This is a genomic window from Ornithinibacter aureus, assembly GCF_009858245.1.
GTDB lineage: Bacteria > Actinomycetota > Actinomycetes > Actinomycetales > Dermatophilaceae > Fodinibacter > Fodinibacter aureus.
On the sequence record NZ_VMSB01000001.1, the window covers coordinates 493,077 to 509,171 of the forward strand.

14 protein-coding genes are annotated in these 16,095 nt (G+C 71.0%); 8 read left to right on the forward strand and 6 right to left on the reverse strand.

Features of this window, described 5'->3' with window-relative positions; all coding sequences use genetic code 11:
- Positions 1-12 precede the first annotated feature (12 nt).
- On the forward strand, positions 13-1,014 hold the full coding sequence (moaA, locus tag C8E84_RS02400) for a GTP 3',8-cyclase MoaA (protein ID WP_159899167.1): 1,002 nt from the start codon (positions 13-15) through the stop codon (positions 1,012-1,014).
- On the opposite strand, the gene C8E84_RS02405 is transcribed toward moaA, so the two are convergent.
- Positions 997-1,320: a DUF3099 domain-containing protein gene (locus tag C8E84_RS02405; RefSeq protein WP_159899169.1), complete on the reverse strand. Its 324-nt coding sequence runs from the start codon at positions 1,318-1,320 to the stop codon at positions 997-999. The two genes, moaA and C8E84_RS02405, sit on opposite strands and share 18 nt — an antisense overlap.
- Before the next feature lie 60 nt (positions 1,321-1,380).
- Here C8E84_RS02405 and fabG point away from each other — a divergent pair, with 60 nt between their 5' ends.
- Genes fabG through C8E84_RS02420 form a run of 3 tightly spaced genes read left to right on the forward strand, consistent with a single transcriptional unit; the run spans position 1,381 to position 5,155 of the window.
- A complete protein-coding gene (gene fabG, locus C8E84_RS02410; RefSeq protein WP_159899171.1) occupies positions 1,381-2,094 on the forward strand; it encodes a beta-ketoacyl-ACP reductase in 714 nt (237 codons plus the stop codon).
- Between the two features lie 44 nt (positions 2,095-2,138).
- On the forward strand, positions 2,139-2,897 hold the full coding sequence (fabI, locus tag C8E84_RS02415) for an enoyl-ACP reductase FabI (RefSeq protein ID WP_159899173.1): 759 nt from the start codon (positions 2,139-2,141) through the stop codon (positions 2,895-2,897).
- Positions 2,898-2,935: 38 nt separating this feature from the next.
- Complete coding sequence (locus C8E84_RS02420) at positions 2,936-5,155, forward strand: tetratricopeptide repeat protein (RefSeq protein WP_211675347.1); 2,220 nt, start codon at positions 2,936-2,938, stop codon at positions 5,153-5,155.
- Positions 5,156-5,173: 18 nt separating this feature from the next.
- Here C8E84_RS02420 and cphA read toward each other — a convergent pair whose 3' ends face one another.
- Genes cphA through glgC form a run of 5 tightly spaced genes read right to left on the reverse strand, consistent with a single transcriptional unit; the run spans position 5,174 to position 12,242 of the window.
- On the reverse strand, positions 5,174-8,011 hold the full coding sequence (cphA, locus tag C8E84_RS02425) for a cyanophycin synthetase (protein WP_159899175.1): 2,838 nt from the start codon (positions 8,009-8,011) through the stop codon (positions 5,174-5,176).
- A gap of 54 nt (positions 8,012-8,065) precedes the next feature.
- Positions 8,066-8,923: a cyanophycinase gene (locus tag C8E84_RS02430; RefSeq protein ID WP_159899177.1), complete on the reverse strand. Its 858-nt coding sequence runs from the start codon at positions 8,921-8,923 to the stop codon at positions 8,066-8,068.
- A 4-nt stretch (positions 8,924-8,927) separates the two neighbouring features.
- Positions 8,928-10,166, reverse strand: a complete 1,239-nt coding sequence (gene serB / locus C8E84_RS02435) for a phosphoserine phosphatase SerB (RefSeq protein ID WP_246196732.1) — start codon at positions 10,164-10,166, stop codon at positions 8,928-8,930.
- Positions 10,167-10,176: 10 nt separating this feature from the next.
- Positions 10,177-10,992 (reverse strand): LLM class F420-dependent oxidoreductase, encoded by an 816-nt coding sequence (locus tag C8E84_RS02440; protein ID WP_211675349.1) that lies wholly within the window; start codon positions 10,990-10,992, stop codon positions 10,177-10,179.
- Entirely contained in the window at positions 10,989-12,242 is a 1,254-nt protein-coding gene (glgC, locus tag C8E84_RS02445; RefSeq protein ID WP_159899179.1) for a glucose-1-phosphate adenylyltransferase, read from the reverse strand. The genes C8E84_RS02440 and glgC overlap by 4 nt, the downstream gene beginning before the upstream one ends.
- A gap of 63 nt (positions 12,243-12,305) precedes the next feature.
- Here glgC and glgA point away from each other — a divergent pair, with 63 nt between their 5' ends.
- The 4 genes from glgA to C8E84_RS02465 all read left to right on the forward strand — a co-directional run bounded on the left by glgA (position 12,306) and on the right by C8E84_RS02465 (position 16,092).
- On the forward strand, positions 12,306-13,514 hold the full coding sequence (glgA, locus tag C8E84_RS02450) for a glycogen synthase (RefSeq protein ID WP_159899181.1): 1,209 nt from the start codon (positions 12,306-12,308) through the stop codon (positions 13,512-13,514).
- Between the two features lie 20 nt (positions 13,515-13,534).
- A complete protein-coding gene (locus tag C8E84_RS02455) occupies positions 13,535-14,317 on the forward strand; it encodes an ABC transporter ATP-binding protein (protein ID WP_159899183.1) in 783 nt (260 codons plus the stop codon).
- Between the two features lie 72 nt (positions 14,318-14,389).
- Positions 14,390-14,857, forward strand: a complete 468-nt coding sequence (locus C8E84_RS02460) for an NfeD family protein (protein ID WP_159899185.1) — start codon at positions 14,390-14,392, stop codon at positions 14,855-14,857.
- 11 nt (positions 14,858-14,868) lie between these two features.
- Positions 14,869-16,092 (forward strand): SPFH domain-containing protein, encoded by a 1,224-nt coding sequence (locus tag C8E84_RS02465; protein WP_159899187.1) that lies wholly within the window; start codon positions 14,869-14,871, stop codon positions 16,090-16,092.
- Positions 16,093-16,095: the final 3 nt, after the last annotated feature.

Consider the following 16,095-nt stretch of genomic DNA (forward strand, 5'->3'; position numbering starts at 1 on the left):
CATTGGTGTCCTATGACCGCCCTCCCCGCCCCGCGCCTGCTCGATCAATTCGGGCGGGTCGGCCGCGACCTGCGCGTGTCCGTGACGGATCGGTGCAACCTGCGCTGCACCTACTGCATGCCCGCCGAAGGGCTCGACTGGATGCCCAAACCCGAGATGCTCAGCGACGACGAGCTCGTGCGCGTGGTCTCGGTCATGGTCGGTCTGGGCGTCACCCAGGTCCGCCTCACGGGGGGAGAGCCGATCCTTCGCCGCAGCCTCGTCGACGTCGTGAGCCGCATCGCCGCCCTCGACCCGCGACCGCGCATCGCCATGACGACGAACGGCATCGGCCTCGACCGCCTTGCCGCACCGCTCGCGGCAGCGGGCCTGGACCGGGTCAACGTCAGCCTCGACACCATCGACCCGGAGCACTTCGCCGGCCTCACCCGGCGAGACCGTTTCACCGACGTCGTCGCCGGGCTGAAGGCGGCCTCGGATGCCGGCCTGACCCCCGTGAAGGTCAACGCGGTCGCGATGCGCGGCGTCAACGACACCGACGCGCCCGACCTGTTGCGCTGGTGCCTGGACCGGGGCTACGAGCTCCGGTTCATCGAGCAGATGCCGCTCGACGCGCAGCACGCGTGGGACCGGGCGCAGATGGTCTCCCAGGGCGAGATCCTCGAGCGGCTCGGGGAGCGCTTCACCCTGACCCCCGTCCGCGAGCGCGGCAGCGCGCCGGCCGAGCTCTTCCTCGTCGACGGGGGCCCGGCCACGGTGGGAGTCATCGCCAGCGTCTCGGCGCCGTTCTGCGGCAGCTGTGACCGGGTGCGGCTCACCGCTGACGGTCAGCTGCGCAACTGCCTGTTCGCCCGCCGTGAGGTGGACCTGCGAGGCCCGCTGCGCGAGGGGGCCACCGACACCGAGCTCGCCGACCTCATCATCGCCGAGATGTGGGCCAAGAAGGCCGGGCACGGCATCGACCGCCCCGACTTCGAGCAGCCCGAGCGCCCGATGTCAGCGATCGGTGGGTGAGTCCGCCTCGCGGGTGATCAGCAGGGTGTCGTCGGTGCGGGGCAGCACCGGCATGACGCGCCCGCGCAACCGGGGTGAGACCGCATTGGCGGCGACGACGGCGAAGAACGGCAGGAACACGGCCCCGAAGGCGAACACCCATCGGATGGGGTGGTCGATGACGACGAGCAACACGAAACACACCGTGCGCACGACCATCGTCGCGAGGTAGCGCCGCAGCCGTCGGGACTGCTCCTCCGTCCGCGACTCGGGCACGCTCGTCACCGACTGGGCGGTGGGAGCCTGCCGGGGCTGGGTGGTCGGCACCTGTCCACTGTATGTCGCTGTTCTCCGGCTACCCAGCGGTAGTCGACTAGGTTCGACAGCATGAGCGAGCCACGAACTGTCCTCGTCACCGGCGGCAACCGCGGGATCGGTCTCGCGATCGCCCGGTCCTTCGCCGCAGCCGGCGACAAGGTCGCCGTCACCCACCGCTCCGGAGAGGCCCCTGAGGGTCTGATCGGAGTGCGCTGCGACGTCACCGACTCGGCCTCGGTCGACGCGGCCTTCACCGAGGCCGAGGGTCTGCTCGGTGGGCCGATCGAGGTGCTCGTCGCCAACGCCGGCGTCACCAAGGACGGCCTGCTCATGCGGATGTCCGACGAGGACTTCGACTCCGTCATCGACACCAACCTCGCGGGCGCCTTCCGGTGCGCCCGCCGCGCCAGCAAGGGCATGATCCGCCTGCGCCGGGGCCGCATCATCCTCATCTCCAGCGTGGTCGGTCTCTACGGCGGCCCGGGCCAGGCCAACTACGCGGCGAGCAAGGCGGGCCTGGTCGGCCTGGCCCGCTCGATCACCCGAGAGCTCGGCGGGCGCGGCATCACCGCCAACGTCGTGGCGCCCGGCTTCATCGAGACCGACATGACCGCGGTGCTCCCCGAGGACACCCGCAAGACGTACCAGGCGGCGATCCCCGCCGGCCGATTCGCCACCCCGGAGGAGGTGGCCGCCGCCGTCCGCTTCCTGGCCAGCACCGAGGCCGCCTACATCTCCGGTGCCGTGATCCCCGTCGACGGTGGCCTCGGCATGGGTCACTGACCCGAGCCAGCACGCCACCCACCCCCCGCGAAAGGTCCTCCCAGATGCTGCTCCAGGGCAAGAAGCTCCTCGTCACCGGTGTCCTGCTCGACACCTCCATCGCCTTCCACGTCGCCCGCCTGGCTCAGGAGCAGGGTGCCGAGGTGGTGCTCACCTCGTTCGGCCGCCAGATGAAGCTCACGGCAGCCATGGCCAAGCGGTTGCCCGTCACCCCGGCCGTCGTCGAGCTCGACGTCACGAACGACGACGACCTCGCCGCGCTGGCCGACCGGGTGCGCGAACACGTGCCCCACCTCGACGGTGTCGTGCACTCGATCGGGTTCGCGCCGCAGGGGGCGTTCACGTTCATGGAGGCGCAGTGGGCCGACGTCGCGACCGCGGTCCAGATCTCCGCGTACTCGCTGGCCTCGCTCACCAAGGCCGCGATGCCCCTGATGGGCCGCGGCGGCAGCGTCGTCGGCCTGACCTTCGACGCACGCGTCGCGTGGCCGGTCTACGACTGGATGGGGGTCGCGAAGGCTGCCTTCGAGTCCACGAACCGCTACCTCGCCCGCGACCTCGGGCCGCTCGGCATGCGCTGCAACCTCGTCGCCGCCGGCCCGATCCGCACGACGGCCGCCAAGTCCATCCCCGGCTTCGAGCGCTTCGAGGAGGCGTGGGCGGGCCGCGCCCCGCTCGGCTGGGACGTCGACGACCCGCAGCCGGCCGCCCAGGCGTGCGTCGCGTTGCTCTCCGACTGGTTCCCGGCCACGACCGGCGAGATGGTCCACGTCGACGGTGGCTACCACGCCGTCGGCGCCTGAGCCTCGGCAAGAGGGCTGACGACCACTAGGCTCCCCGCGTGAGCAGCGAGCCCGCGCAGAGCCCCCCGTCCGTGCGCACCGAGGAGGTGCGCCTGCTCGAGGGGCCGAACCTGTACTTCCCCCGACCAGCCGTCAAGGTGACGCTGGCGCTGCCGGGGTACCTCGCGGCATCCCCGGACCAGGTGCATGCCGTCGCCGCAGCCGTCGGGTTGCGCCGACGCGGTCAGCCGGGCGCCCCCGGCTCCGAACAACGCCAGCAGGTGCTCGTGCGCATCGTCGAGCGGGTGGCCCGGTCCGTGGCCGCTGCCGCCGGAACCAAGCGGCTCGGGGTTCGCACGCGCCCCGCAGGCGAGACCGACGTCGTCGTGTGCGCCTTTGTCTGGCGCCAGCGTGGTCGCGCGCAGGCGCTCGGTGAGGCGATCGGCCCGGCGCTCCAGAGCCTGCTCGACGGGCAACCACTGGCGGATGCCGTGGCTCCCCACGCGGCGGCCGTCACCGCCGCGCCCCGCAGCGACGGCCCGCGGGTGGTCACCCCACGCATCCCGGTCGCGTCGATCACGGGCACCAACGGCAAGACGACGACGACCCGGCTGCTGGCCCACATCTGCATGACCGCCGGCCTGACCACGGGGTGGAGCTCCACCGACGGCGTGGTCGTCCAGGGCGAGACCATCGAACCGGGGGACTACTCCGGCCCGTCAGGTGCGCGCGCCGTGCTCGACGCCCCGGGGGTGCAGATCGGCATCCTCGAGACGGCCCGCGGCGGGATGCTCCTGCGCGGGATGGGGGTGACGCACAACGACGTCTCGGTCGTCACGAACGTCTCCGCCGACCACCTCGGCCTCCAGGGCATCGACACGGTCGACCAGCTCGCCGAGGTCAAGGCGATCGTCACCAAGGCCACCAAGCCCGGTGGCTGGGTGGTGCTCAACGGCGAGGACCCCCGGGTGTGGGCGATGCGCGCCGGCATCCGGGCCCGTCCGTGGGTCTTCACGGCCGACCCGAGCGCGCCCGCGGTGCGCGAGGCCCTCGGGGCCGGCGGCCGTGCCACCACGGTGCTCGACGGCCACATCACGGTGCTCACGCACGACGGTGTCCCCGACCGACTCGTTCGGGTCGTCGACCTGCCGATGGCGCTGTCCGGCCTGTCTCACCACAACGTTCTCAACGCGCTCGCCGGCGCGTCGGCGGCCCTGGGCCTGGGCATCGCCCGCGAGTTCGTCGTCGAGGGGCTGCGGACCTTCCGCCCCGACGACCTGCTCAACCCCGGGCGGATGAACACCTACACGGTGCCGACCGAGCGCGGGGAGGTGACGGTCGTCGTCGACCTCGCCCACAACGAGGCGGGTCTCGAGGCGCTGCTGGACGTCTCTCGCGGCCTGTGCGCACCCGGCGGACGCGTGCACCTCGCCCTGGGGACCGCCGGGGACCGAACCGACGAGATCCTCCAGGCCCTCGGCGAGATCGCCGGGCTGCGGGCCGACCACGTCGTCGCCGCCCACAAGGCCGCGTACCTGCGTGGGCGCACCGAAGCGGACCTCGAGGCCCAGCTGCGGATCGGTCTGGGGCATGCCGGGGTGGCTGACATCGCGTCCTACCCCACGGAGCTCTCCGGCCTCCAGGCGTGTGTCGAGGCGGCCGACGACGGCGACGTCGCCGCGGTGATGTGCCACGCGGAGCGCGCCGAGATCACCCAGTGGCTGCGCTCGCTGTCGGCCACCGCCGACGACGAGCACGCGATCCGACGCAAGGTGGTGCGCGACCGCGGCGAGCACGAGGCCGAGGAGGCGCTGACGGCGTTGTGGGAGGTCGAGGACCCGCGCGAACGCATCCGCCTCGCGCAGGACCTGGCCACGGCCCACCCGGACGACGCCCGCATCACCTACGAGCTGGCGGGAGCGCACGACGCCGCCGGGGAGGAGGACCTGGCCGTTCCGTTGTACGAACGGGCCCTCGCCGCCGGCCTGCGTGAGCCGCACCGGCACCGCGCCCAGATCCAGCTCGCCTCCAGCCTGCGCAACCTCGGCCGGGTGCAGGCCGCCGAGTCGGTCATCGACGACGTCGCGGCACGGCACCCGGACAGCCTCGGGGTGGCGGCGTTCCGGGCGCTGGTCCAGCACGACTCCGGGCACCCCTCGCAGGCCCTGGCGGACCTCCTCACGGCCGTCGTGGCGGCGAGCACCGATCCGGACGTCGCGCGCTACCGACGCGCCCTCACGGCATCCGCCGACGCCCTGCGGGCGGACCCGCAGGGCTGAGTCGTCGGCCGGGCGCCGCTACGGGCTCGGTTCGAGGTCGCGGGCGGCGCTGTCGCCGGCCTCCTTGGCCTGCTCCATCATCGCCTCGGGGTCCATGTCGGGGTCGCCGACCGAGTCCTTGGTGTGTGACCCGGGCTGGGCCTGCTTGGTCATCGCCTCGAGCTCGGACATCACCGCGGCGTGCTGGTCGACGGTGAGGACGACGATGTCACCCGGGTTGGCCCGGGCCATGACGTGGCGCACCGCGTCGGTCTCGCCGAGCACGATCTCGACCTGCCGGCAGCGCACCCCGGGCTGGCCCATGCGACTGCGGACCCCCTGCGCGACGAGGTCTGCCGTGAAGCCGCGCTCCCGACCCCGCAGCCGCTCGTCCTCGCGCACGACGACGACGTCGAAGTGCTCGGCGGCGACGGCCCCGAGCTCGATCATGTCGGCCTCGCGGCGGTCACCCGCGGTCGCCACCATGCCGATGCGCGAGATCTTTCCGAGGTCGCTCTGCCCGGACTTCATGCTCGCGTAGCGCTCGAGGAACTCACCGAGCACCCGCATGCCGGGGGCGTTGTGGCAGTAGTCGACGATGACGTCGACGTTGTGGACGTTGATCTGGTTCATCCGGCCGGGGGAGAGGTAGTAGGACGTCGTGAACGTCCGCAGGCCCTGGCGGATCTCGTGGAGCCCGGCACCGCTGGCGAAGGCCGCACCGGCTGCCGCCATCGCGTTGGCGACGTTGAACAGCGCGGTGCCCCCGAACGTCGCGGGTAGCAGGTGGGTCCAGGCGAGCTGCATCGACCGGCGGCCGTGCCGGATGACGAGCATGTCGCCCCGGTCGGTGCGGTCCAGCACCACCGCGCGCCCACCGTGACGGCAGTGGTCGTCGATGAGGTCGCGCACCTTGGACCCGGGTTCGGCCAGGCTGAACCACACCACCGAGCCCGAGCAGCGTCGCCGCATGCGGCGCACGAGCGGGTCGTCGGCGTTGAGCACGGCGAAGCCGTCGCGGGGGACGGCCTCGACGACGACCGCCTTGACGTCGGCGAGCTGCTCGAGGGTGTCGATGCCCCGCATCCCGAGGTGGTCGGGAGCGACGTTGGTGACGACGGCGACGTCGTTTCGGTCGTACCCCAGGCCCTCGCGCAGGATGCCGCCACGCGCGACCTCCATGACCGCGAAGTCCACGCGCGGGTTCTGGAGCACCATGCGGGCCGAGCGGGGCCCGGAGGCGTCGGACTTCACCACGAGGCGCTCGTCGATCACGATGCCGTCGGTCGACGTCATGCCCACCTGGCGGCCGAGCCCCTTCATGATGTGCGCGATCATCCGGGAGGTGGTCGTCTTGCCGTTGGTCCCGGTCACGGCGACGATCGGCACGCGGGAGGGCGCACCCGGGGGGAAGAGCAGGTCGACGACGGGCTTGGCGATGTACTGGGGTTCACCCACGGTCGGGTGGGTGTGCATCCGGAACCCCGGGGCTGCGTTGACCTCGCAGATGGCGCCCCCGGCCTCTCGAACGGGGGAGGCGATGTCCGGGGCGATGAAGTCGATTCCCGCGACGTCGAGCCCGATGAGGCGGGCTGCCTCTTCGGCGATCTCGATGTTGTCGGGGTGGGCGTCGAAGGTGCGGTCGATGGAGATGCCGCCCGTGGACATGTTGCCGGTGAGGGCCAGCTTGACCATGCTGTCGACCGGTGGCACGTCATCGAGGGTGAACCCCTGCTCGCGCACGAGCTCCTCGGCGGCGGCGTCGACCTTGATCTTGGTGAGCACCTTCTCGTGTCCCACGCCACGGCGCGGATCAGCGTTGGTCAGCTCGACGAGCTCGCGCACCGTGTGGGTGCCGTCGCCGACGACGTGGGCGGGCACCCGCTCGGCGATGGCCTGCATCTTGCCGCCGACGATGAGGCAGCGGTAGTCGCGGCCGGTGACGAACGACTCGACGATGACGTAGCCGCGCCGCGACTGGTCCTCGGCGATGACGAAGGCCTCACGCACCGCCTCGTCGTCCATGAGGTTCAGGCAGACCCCGCGCCCGTGGTTGCCGTCGAGGGGCTTGAGCACGACGGGGAAGCCGATCCGGCGGGCGGCCGCCACGGCGCCCTCGGCCGAGCGCACGGTCTCCTGCTTGGGCACCGGCAGCCCGGCCGAGGCGAGCAGCTTGGTCGTCATGTCCTTGTCGCTGGCGATGTCGACGGCCAGGGCGCCGGTCTTGGACGTCATCGTCGCGCGGATGCGCTGCTGGTGGACACCCTGTCCCAACTGGACGAGGCTGCCCGAGTTCAACCGGATGAACGGGATGTCACGGCTGACGGCCTCCTCGAGGATCGCCCCCGTCGACGGTCCGAAGGCGGTGCGCTCGGCTCGGGTGAGGAAGCGCTCGAGCTCCTCGGCGAAGTCGAAGTCCTCCTGCGCCTGCACGAGGTCGTTGACCAGGGCCACGGCGAGGCGTCCCGCGGCCAGGCCGACCTCCTCGTTGGTGTAGGCGTAGATGATGTTGTAGACGCCCGGGCGGTCCTTGACCATGCGGGTCTTGCCGCGGCGCTGGTCGTGGCCGGCCTCCTGCTGCAGCTGCAGGGCGATGTGCTCGGCGACGTGGCCCAGCCAGGTTCCCTGCTGCATGCGGGAGATGAAGCCCCCCTTCACGCCCGTGGAGCAGGTGTGGTTCTCCAGACCGGGAAGGAGCTCGACGAGGCGCTCGGTGAATCCGGGCAGCGCGCTCGTCGGGTACTGCTCGAGGATGCCGAGGTCGACGACGAGGTGGATCGACGGGTCGTAGGACCAGATGTTGCCGCCCCGGTAGACCCTCGACTCGAGGATGCGCAGGTCAGGTGCGGCGGGGCCGGTCGGCGTGGGCAGGTCCATCGGCGCTTCTCCTCGGGTGGGCTGGCGGTTCGGGCAGGGTGGGGTGGGTGGTGCTCAGGCCTTTGCTGCGGCGACGGAGACGAGCAGGTCGGGGTGCTGCTCGACGAAGCCGGTGAGACGCCGGTTGACCAGGTCGAAGGTCGACCCGGCAGGCAGGGTGTGGACCGTGGCACCGGAGACGAGCACGGGCGCGCCGGGGGCGGCATCCGCGGCGTCGGTGACCGCGCTGCGGCAGTCGACGACGAACACGGCCCCACGACCCTCGACGGTGAACCGCTTCAGGTCCTCGACGATCACCGCGGTGTCCTCGTCGATCCCGATGCCGAGCAGGTGGGGTGACGTGGCGATGACCGACATCAGGCGGCCGTAGCGGGCTCGCTGGTCGAAGTGCTGGTCGACGACGACACCGCGGATGAGGCCGAGCCCGGCGGTGATCTGGCTGGCCCGCTGGCGGGGCGTGACGCCCTCGTCGCCCATGGAGATCATGAAGTCGGACATGATCGAGGCGCCGGCCGACGTCCCCCCGACGACCGCCCCTCGCTCGTGGGCACGGTGCAGGGCATCACCCACAGGTGTCCCGGGCAACAACTGCGACAACCTCAGCTGGCTCCCGCCGCTCATGAAGATGCCGGATGCCGCGTCGATCGCCGCGACGGAGGCCGGGTCGTGGGCGTCGGCCCGGGTCGCGGGGTTGACGACGTCGAGCCCGCCCGCGCCCAGACGCATGAACACCTCGGTGTAGGCGTCGGTGACCTCCTGCTGGAAGGAGGACGCGGTCGGGATGAGGACGATCTGGGATCGCCGCCCCCCGGAGAGCTTGACGAACTGGCGCAGCAGCGAGGCCTTGCCGACGCGGTCCTCGGCACCACCGATGATGAACAGCGTGGGAATGGTCGTGGGGAATCGCGGCACGGCGTCAGCCTAGTGGGGCGGCGTCGCCCGCGTCGGCATCCTCGATCTCCTCTCGGGAGATCCCGAGGAGGAACAGCACGGCATCCAGGTAGGGGACGGTGAGCGAGGCATCGGCCTGCCGCCGCACGAGCGGCTTGGCGTTGAAGGCGACCCCGAGGCCTGCCGCGGCGAGCATGTCGAGGTCGTTCGCCCCGTCCCCGATGGCCACGGTTCGGGTCAGGGGCAGGCCCTCGAGGGCCGCGAACTCCCGCAGGGCCGCCGCCTTGCCCGCCCGGTCGACGACCGCTCCGAGGACACGACCGGTGAGCGCACCGTCGACGACCTCGAGGCGGTTGGCGCGCACGTGGTCGATCCCGAGCTCGCGGGCGACCGGCTCGATGACCTCGGTGAAGCCGCCGGAGACGACCGCCACGGTGAACCCGAGCCGCTTGAGGGTGCGCACCAGGGTGCGTGCCCCCGGAGTGAGCCGCACGGCGTCCCGGACGTCATCGAGCACGGAGACGGGCAGCCCCGCGAGCGTCGCGACCCGGGCGTGCAGGCTGTCGGCGAAGTCGAGTTCGCCGCGCATCGCCGCCTCGGTGACGCTGGCGACCTCTGCGGCCCGGCCGGCGTGTTCGGCGAGGAGCTCGATGACCTCGTCCTGGATGAGGGTGGAGTCGACGTCCATGACGACGAGGCGCCCGCCGCGCCGGGCGAGCCCGGCCGGGGCCACGGCGATGTCGGCGCCCACCTCGTGCGAGATCAGGGCGAGGTGCTGGCGCAGGTCTGCCAGGTTCGCACCGGAGACGTCGAGCTCGACGGTGGTGACCGGGAACCGTGAGAGCCGGCGGATGCGGTCGATGTTGGCGCCGTGGTCGGCGATCGTCGCGGCGACGGCCGCGACCTGGTGGGTCTCCAGGGGGGCGCCCATGACGACGACGGCAGCACGCCCCGTGCGGCGGGGGGCGTTGTCCCCACGGCCCGCCTCGATGTCCACCCGCATCCCGGCGGCCCGACCCGCTCGGGTGATCCGGTCGACGAGCACGTTCTCGTCGCGGCCGGGGGAGAGCAGCATCGACAGGGCCAGGTGCCCTCGGACCACGACCTGTTCGAGGTCGAGTACCTCGGCACCCACTGTCGAGGCCGCCTCGAACAGCGCCTTCGTGACGCCGGGGCGGTCGTCACCGTTGAGGGTGACGAGCAGGGTGCGGGCATCGGGGTCGAACTGTGGCGCCGCGGGCGCATCGGTCACGGGGAGGGACACCCTGCAGAGGTTACCGAGAGTGGGAGTCGCGCCATGCCACGAGGTCACGGACCGGTCCGGGGTCGTAGTCCGGCCCGTTGAGGCCCACGGTGAACAGGCGGGTGCCCACGTCGTACAGGGTCTGTGCGGATGCCGCGTAGTCCCCGACGTCCTCGGGCAGGCGTCCCGGTGTGGGCGCCACCCCGGCGGACCGCTCGATCTCACTCGGGTCGCGGCCGATCCGGGCGCACCAGCCGTCCAGGACGCGGTGCTTGTGGGCGATTGTCTCCGGGCTGCCGAAACCGTGCCAGATCGTGGCGTGCTCGGCGACGATCCGCAGCGTCTTCTTCTCGCCGCCCCCACCGATGAGCACCGGGATGTCCCGGGTGGGAGCGGGGTTCAGCTGCGCCCAGCGGGACCGGATGAGGGGCAGGTCGCGCGCGAGGGCGTCGAGCCGGCCCCCGGCGGTGCCGAACTCGTAGCCGTACTCGTCGTAGTCCCGTTCGAACCAGCCCGACCCGATCCCGAGGATGAGCCGTCCGTCGCTGATGTGGTCGACGGTGCGCGCCATGTCGGCGAGCAGCTGGGGGTTGCGGTAGCTGTTGCACGTGACGAGAGCGCCGATCTCGACCTTCTCGGTCGCCTCGGCCCAGGCGGCGAGCATCGTCCAGCACTCGAAGTGGGCACCGTCAGGGTCCCCGTGCAGGGGGTAGAAGTGGTCCCAGTTGAAGAGCACGTCCACGCCGAGCTCCTCGAGCTCGGCGCAGGCACGCCGGATGTCGGCGTAGGAGGCGTGCTGGGGCTGGAGCTGCGCCCCGATCCGGATGGTGCGATCGGGTGCCGTCACGGAGTGACGACCTGACCCTTGCCGATGACGGTGATGCCGGAGTCGGTCACCGAGAAGCCACGCGCGATGTCGTGGTCCTTGTCGTAGCCGATCGACGTCCCGTCGGGAATCGTGACGCTCTTGTCGATGATGGCCTTGCTGATCCGGCAGTGCCGCCCGATCTTCACGCTGTCGAGGATGACGCTGGCGTCGATCTCGGTGTAGCTGTGGACGCGCACGTCGGGGGAGATGACCGAGTCGTTGACCCGCGCCCCGGAGATGACGACACCGGGGGAGACCGCGGAGTTCAGCGCCTCACCGAAGCGACCGTGATGGCCGTGGACGAACTTCGCCGGCGGGTAGGGACCGTACGACGTGTAGATCGGCCAGTCGTAGTTGTAGAGGTTGAACACGGGGTGGATGGAGACGAGGTCCATGTGGGCGTCGTAGTAGGAGTCCATCGACCCGACGTCGCGCCAGTAGCCCATGTCGCGCTCGGTGCCGCCGGGGACGACGTTGTTCTTGAAGTCGTAGGTGTATGCCGCACCCTGCGCCACCAGGGCAGGGACGATGTCACCGCCCATGTCGTGCTTCGAGCCGTCCAGGGTCGCGTCGGTCCGCACGGTATCCATGAGGACGTCGGCGTTGAACACGTAGTTGCCCATGCTCGCGAGGATCTCGCCGGGGGAGTCGGGCAGACCGTCGGGGTCGGTCGGCTTCTCGAGGAAGGCGCGGATCTTCATCGGGTCGTCGGGGACGACGTCGATGACGCCGAACTGGTCAGCGGTCTCGATGGGCTGACGGATCGCGGCCACGGTGACCCCGGCGCCGGTCTCGACGTGCTGCTCGACCATCTGCGAGAAGTCCATGCGGTAGACGTGGTCGGCACCGACGACGACGACGATGTCGGGCTTCTCGTCGGTGATGGTGTTGAAGCTCTGGAAGATCGCGTCAGCGCTGCCCTGGTACCAGGACTTGTCGATGCGCTGCTGGGCAGGGATGGGGGCCACGTAGTTGCCGAGCATCGTCGACATCCGCCAGGTCCTCGTGACGTGCCGGTCGAGGCTGTGCGACTTGTACTGGGTGAGCACGACGATCTTCAGGTAGCCCGAGTTGACGACGTTGGACAGGGCGAAGTCGATGAGTCGATAGATGCCGCCGAACGGAACTGCCGGTTTCGCTCGGTCGGCGGTGAGCGGCATCAGCCGCTTTCCCTCCCCACCCGCGAGAACGATGACCAGAACCTTCGGACCTCCGCTGCGGTACGCCATGGGGCACACGCTAGGGGGAAACACCCCTCGCCGGGAACCTCGTGTCTCACTAAGGTGGCGTTCGTGCGCATCGACATCCTGTCCAAGGAGTACCCGCCCGCCATCTACGGAGGTGCCGGCGTCCACGTGACCGAGCTCGTCAGCGCCTTGAGGGCGCGAGGTGATCTCGACGTGCGGGTGCACGCCTTCGGTCACCCGCGCGCGGAGGACGGCACGACGGGCCATCCCGACCTCACCGAGCTGACCGGGGCCAACGCGGCCCTGACCACGCTCGGGGTCGACCTCTCGCTGGCCGCCGCGTGCGAGGGCGCCGACCTGGTGCACTCGCACACCTGGTACGCCAACATGGGCGGCCACCTCGCGAGCCTCATGGGCGACATCCCGCACGTGCTCACCGCCCACAGCCTGGAGCCGATGCGGCCGTGGAAGGCCGAGCAGCTCGGCGGCGGTTACCGCGTCTCTTCGTGGGTGGAGAAGACGGCGTACGAGGCGGCCGATGCCGTGATCGCGGTGAGTGCCGGCATGCGCGAGGACATCCTGCGCTCCTACCCCTCGGTGGACCCCGAGCGGGTGAAGGTCGTCCACAACGGCATCGACTCCGAGCTCTGGCAGCGCGCCGTCGACGAGGACGTCGTGCGCAGCCACGGTGTCGACCCCGATCGCCCGAGCATCATCTTCGTCGGGCGCATCACCCGCCAGAAGGGCCTGCCGTACCTGCTGCGCGCAGCCGCCGAGCTGCCGCCCGAGGTGCAGCTCGTCCTGCTCGCCGGGGCCCCCGACACGCCCGAGATCCTCGCCGAGGTCGAATCCCTCATCGAGACCCTGCGCGAGACCCGCGACGGGGTCGTGTGGGTGCCGACGATGCTGCCCCGCAACGAGGTCGTCGCGATGTTGAGCAGCGCCACCGTGTTCGTCTGCCCGTCCGTCTACGAGCCGCTCGGCATCGTCAACCTCGAGGCGATGGCCTGTGAGCTGCCCGTCGTCGCGACGGCGACGGGCGGCATCCCCGAGGTCGTCGTGCACGGCGAGACCGGGTGGTTGGTGCCGATCGAGCAGGTCCAGGACGGCACGGGCACCCCGGTCGACCCGGACCGCTTCGTCGCGGACCTCGCCGCAGCGATGACGGATGCCGTGAGTGACACCGCCCGCGCCGAACGGATGGGGCTGGCGGGACGACGTCGGGCCGTGGAGTCCTTCTCGTGGGGCTCGATCGGCGACCAGACCCACCAGGTGTACCTGGACGTGCTGAGGCGGCGGCAGCTCGGTCGCTGACGAGGGTTAGGGTTCAGGGCATGAGTGATGTCCTGGCGCTGGCCGGCGTGAGCGTCGTGCGCGGGGACACCGTGATCCTCGACGACGTCAGCTGGGAGGTCGAGGAAGGTCAGCGGTGGGTGGTCCTCGGACCCAACGGCGCCGGCAAGACCACCCTGCTCCAGCTGGCGTCGGCGCGCATCCACCCGACCTCCGGCGTGGTCGGCATCCTCGGTGAGGTGCTCGGCACCGTCGACGTCTTCGAGCTGCGCCCCCGCATCGGTCTGGCCTCGGCGGCACTGGCCGAGCGCATCCCGCCGCGGGAGCGGGTGCGCGACGTCGTCGTCACCGCCTCCTACGGCGTGGTCGGCCGATGGCGCGAGGCCTACGACCGGCTGGACGAGGGGCGCGCGGACGAGCTGCTCGACGCGCTCGGCGCCAGCCACCTCGCCGACCGCCACTTCGGCACGTTGTCGGAAGGGGAGCGCAAGCGGGTGCAGATCGCCCGGGCCCTGATGACCGACCCCGAGCTGATGCTGCTCGACGAGCCCGCCGCAGGTCTGGACCTGGGGGGACGCGAAGACCTCGTGCGGCGGCTGGGCCAGCTCGCCGGTGACCTGGCTGCGCCCGCCCTCGTGCTCGTGACGCACCACGTCGAGGAGGTGCCGCCGAACTTCACCGACGTGCTCCTCGTGCGCGAGGGGCACATCGTCGCGCAGGGGCCGATCGAGATCACGCTGACCGAGGAGAACCTCGAGGCCACGTTCGGGATGCCGCTGGAGCTCGAGGTCCGGGGGGACCGCTATGCCGCTCGTGCTCGGTAGCCTCGACGGGAACCGGCCGTCCCGGGTTCACGTCCATCGCGTGAGCACCCACCACGAAAGGCAGGTCACACCATGGAGTGGCTGACCGACAACTTCTGGCTCGCCTGGCTCGGCATCGCCCTGGTGCTCGCGGCGATCGAGGCGGCCACCGTCGACTTCGTCTTCATCATGTTCGCGGGCGGCGCCCTCGCCGGCGCCGTTGCCGCCGGGCTCGGGGCCTCGTTCCCGATCCAGGTGGTCGTCGCCGTGGCCACCGGCATCCTGCTGCTCTTCACGGTGCGGCCGATCGTCAAGCGCCAGTTCATGGACGGCGAGATGGACCACCAGATCGGGGCGTCCTCGCTCGTGGGCCGATCAGCCCGCGTCCTCCAGGCGGTCACCGACAGCGACGGCCGGATCAAGCTCGCCGGCGAGACCTGGTCGGCCCGCCTCGCGGCCGGTGCCACGTCGACCGTCGGCCCCGGCGAGGAAGTGCGTGTCATCGCGATCCACGGCGCCACGGCGATCGTGGCACCTGTTCCGACCTCTGACGTCCAGTGAAAGGTTGACCCATGCCTGACGGCATCTTCCCCGTGGTGGTCCTGCTGCTGCTGGCGGCGTTCGCGATCATCGTGCTCGTCCGCACGGTGCGCGTGGTGCCGCAGCAGACGGCCCTGATCATCGAGCGACTCGGTCGCTACTCGCGCACCCTCGAGGGCGGGCTGCACATCCTCGTGCCGTTCGTCGACCTCGTGCGAGCCAACATCGACCTGCGTGAGCAGGTCGTGTCCTTCCCGCCCCAGCCCGTCATCACGAGCGACAACCTCGTCGTCAGCATCGACACGGTCATCTACTACCAGGTGATCGAGCCGAAGTCAGCCGTCTACGAGATCGCCAACTTCATCCAGGGCATCGAGCAGCTCACGGTCACCACCTTGCGCAACGTCATCGGCTCGCTCGACCTCGAGCAGACGCTGACCAGCCGCGACCAGATCAACGGTCAGCTTCGCGGTGTGCTCGACGAGGCGACCGGCAAGTGGGGCATCCGCGTCAACCGCGTCGAGCTCAAGGCGATCGACCCGCCGCACTCCATCCAGGAGTCGATGGAGAAGCAGATGAAGGCCGAGCGTGACAGGCGAGCCGCGATCCTCAACGCCGAGGGCACCAAGGCGAGCCAGATCCTCACCGCCGAGGGTGAGAAGCAGAGCCAGATCCTGCGCGCCGAGGGCTCGGCCCAGGCCCGCATCCTCGAGGCCCAGGGCCAGGCCCGCGCCATCCAGCAGGTCTTCGACGCGATCCACCGTGGCAAGCCGACCCAGAAGCTGCTCGCCTACCAGTACCTCCAGGTGCTGCCGCAGATCGCCCGTGGTGACGCCAACAAGATGTGGATCATCCCGAGTGAGCTGACCGACGCGCTCAAGGGCATCGGCGGGATGCTCGGCCGCGGTCAGGGTGGCTTCGACGGTGGAGACGACGAAGGCTGGGTGGACCCGGGCCTGGACGAGACGTTCGCCTTCGAGGAGACCACCCTGGAGGACCCGGCGCAGGCCCTGGCCACCGCGCGGGGTCAGGCCGGCATGGCCAGCCGTGAGGCCGAGGAACACGCCGCTCCCGCCTCGCGGGTGCAGCCACCCATCACCCCGGGTGCGGATGCCGTGCCGCCGCGTCCGTGGACCCCGCCGGCTCAGGCTGCACCCCCCGCGCCCCCCGCTCCGGCTGCGCCGACCGCACCTGCGTCCCCGCCGGTTGTGGACACCCCACCGGCGCCGCCCGCACCGCCGGCTCCGCCCGCCTGACAC